This window comes from Streptomyces sp., from assembly GCF_031181555.1.
GTDB classification, from domain to species: domain Bacteria; phylum Actinomycetota; class Actinomycetes; order Streptomycetales; family Streptomycetaceae; genus Streptomyces; species Streptomyces fimbriatus.
Genome location: NZ_JAPSKQ010000213.1, coordinates 6495 through 9209, shown reverse-complemented (window position 1 = coordinate 9209; position 2715 = coordinate 6495). Strand labels below are relative to the sequence as shown.

Below are 2715 nucleotides of genomic sequence, written 5' to 3'. Positions count from 1 at the left end.
CCGGTGAGGACCGCAGCTGACCGGGGTCCCGCACGTCACGGCACGGCGGGGAACACCGCGGCCGCCTCCGCTGTTGATTCCCAGCGGCACAAGGAAAGGCGGAGCCGTGCACGGTGAGTACAAGGTTCCCGGCGGCAAGCTCGTCGTCGTGGACGTGGACGTGGAGGACGGCGTGCTGCGCCGCGCGCGCGTGGCGGGCGACTTCTTCCTCGAACCGGACGAGGCGCTCGACGCCGTGAACCACGCCCTGGACGGCGCCCCCGCCGACACCGACGCGGCCGGTCTGGCGGCGCGGATCGACGCCGCCCTCCCCGAGGGGACCGTGATGTACGGGCTGACCTCGGAGGGCGTCGGCATCGCGGTGCGCCGTGCGCTCGCGCACGCCACCGACTGGACCGACTACGACTGGCAGCTGATCCACGAGGGCCCGCAGGCCCCGGCGCTGCACATGGCGCTGGACGAGGTGCTCACGGCCGAGGTCGCCGCCGGCCGCCGCCCGCCCACGCTGCGCGTGTGGGAGTGGGGCGCCCCGGCGGTGATCATCGGCAGCTTCCAGTCCCTGCGCAACGAGGTCGACCCCGAGGGGGCACGGCGGCACGGCATCGAGGTCGTGCGCCGCATCTCCGGCGGCGGGGCGATGTTCGTGGAGCCCGGCAACACCATCACGTACTCCCTGTCGGTGCCGGAGGCGCTGGTGCAGGGGCTGTCCTTCCAGGACAGCTACGCCTACCTCGACGACTGGGTGCTCGGTGCGCTCGGTGACATGGGGATCAGGGCCTGGTACCAGCCGCTGAACGACATCGCCACCGACCAGGGCAAGATCGCCGGCGCCGCGCAGAAACGGCTCGTGGGACCGGCCGGCGGTCCCGGCGCCGTGCTGCACCACGTGACCATGGCCTACGACATCGACGCCGACAAGATGGTCGACGTGCTGCGCATCGGACGGGAGAAGCTGTCCGACAAGGGCACGGGGAGCGCGAAGAAGCGGGTGGATCCGCTGCGCCGGCAGACCGGTCTGCCGCGCGAGGCCGTCATCGAGCGGATGACCGACTCGTTCCGCCTCCGGTACGGGCTCGCCGACGGCAAGGTGACGGACGAGGAACTGGCCCGCGCGGAGGAGTTGGCGCGGACGAAGTTCACCTCGCCGGAATGGACCGCCCGGGTGCCCTGACGGGCGCAAACCACCTGTCCTCGCAGGAACCGCGGCAAACGGCCGCCCGGGACGGTACGCCCTCGTCACCGCCTGCCTACGGAGCGAGTTGACCCTTCCGCACCACAACAATGCGTGTGACACTGGCGTCCCGTCCGCAGTGCGGACTCCTTCCGCACCGTCCCCCACGAGAAGTGCGCCGTGCGTTCCTTGCCTCTGCCGATCGCCCTGACCGCGCGCCTGTCCCCGGTGGTCGTCCTCGCCGCGGCGGGCTGGGCGTTGTCCTCCGGCCCTCTCGCCGCACCGCAGGCCGCCGAGAAGAAGCCCACGGAGAGGGCGACGGAGAACCGGTCCGCCTCCGCCCCCTCGACGACGCAGGTGGCGAAGACGTACACCGCCGCGCCCGCGCCGTGCACCGCGCTGGCCGAGAAGACCGTCAAGTCCCTTGTGCCGGGCGCCGAAACGGCCGGCAAGGAGATACCGTCCACGGACACCGAGCTGCGCCGCACCTGCTCCTGGAACGCGCTCGAGGGCTACGAATACCGCTGGCTCGACGTGTCCTTCGAGGTGCTGGAGTCGGACGAGGCGGCACAGCGGTCGTACGAGGGGCGCCTGGCGGAGAAGAGCGGCGGGGGCGCGGTTCCCGGGCTCGGTGACGCCGCGTACTCCGTGGTGAACCTCGCCACCGAGGACGGGCAGCAGACCCGGGAGGGCGTGGTGGTGGCCCGCGCCTCCAACGCGCTGGTGATCGTGACGTACAACGGCAGCGACTTCGAGTCGAAGAAGGCGCCGGGCACGGACGAGATCAACAAGGGTGCCATCAGGGCCGCCAAGGAGGCGACGGCGGCCCTGGAGGACGAGCGGGGCTGACCGGCCGCCCTCAGGGCGTGCCCTCGCCCCCCGACGCCGAACCGGAATTCATGGTTCCGTGACATCTGTCACACCGTGTCCTCGATCTGCGCGGGTCGCTTAGTAGAACCCGCTCCGGCGACATAAGGGATTTGTCCGGCTTGCCATGAGCGCGGGGCGGGCCGAGGCGGGTGGTGATCCGGCCGGGTGCCGAGAGTCGCGGGTTTTTCGCCGTGCGGGGGTTCCTGACGAGGCGGCAGGCGTCCCGCGGGGTCCGTGGCGGGCGGGTCGGCACGCCCGCCCGCCCGCCGCAAGCCCCCCGCAAGCCTACGAAGCGCAGTAGTACAACGGCCCTTTGCGCCCGGTGCCGGGCCGTCCCAAGAATGACCAGCCTCCGGACAGCAGGGGTGAGGTCACGCATGGGAAAGCATCGCCATCAGCAGAAGTACCGGCGGACGGCCGTCGCGGCAGTCGCCTTGGGCGTCATAGGCATACCCTCCGCCGCCATGGCCTGTGCCGACTGGCCCGACGACGGGCAACGGCAGCACCAGGACGCCGCCACCTCGGTCGCGGCCGAGGACAGGTGGGACGGTCCCGGCTGGTACCGCCAGTGGAGCAGCCAGCAGCACGGCGAGCCCACGGCGGCACCGTCGGACACGCCGACCGCCACCGCGGGCGCTCCGAAGACCGGGGCACCGAAGGCCGGCGCACCGAAG

The 2715-nt window shown here is 71.9% G+C and carries 2 protein-coding genes and 1 pseudogene; all 3 read left to right on the top strand.

Annotation, left to right across the window (positions count from 1 at the left end):
• The first annotated feature begins 106 nt into the window (after nucleotides 1-106).
• Nucleotides 107-1171: a biotin/lipoate A/B protein ligase family protein gene (locus RIM90_RS28420; RefSeq protein WP_309063617.1), complete on the top strand. Its 1065-nt coding sequence runs from the start codon at nucleotides 107-109 to the stop codon at nucleotides 1169-1171.
• A gap of 180 nt (nucleotides 1172-1351) precedes the next feature.
• Nucleotides 1352-2020, top strand: a complete 669-nt coding sequence (locus RIM90_RS28415) for a hypothetical protein (protein WP_309063616.1) — start codon at nucleotides 1352-1354, stop codon at nucleotides 2018-2020.
• A gap of 398 nt (nucleotides 2021-2418) precedes the next feature.
• Nucleotides 2419-2715: pseudogene (locus RIM90_RS28410) on the top strand (CAP domain-containing protein); the annotation flags it as partial.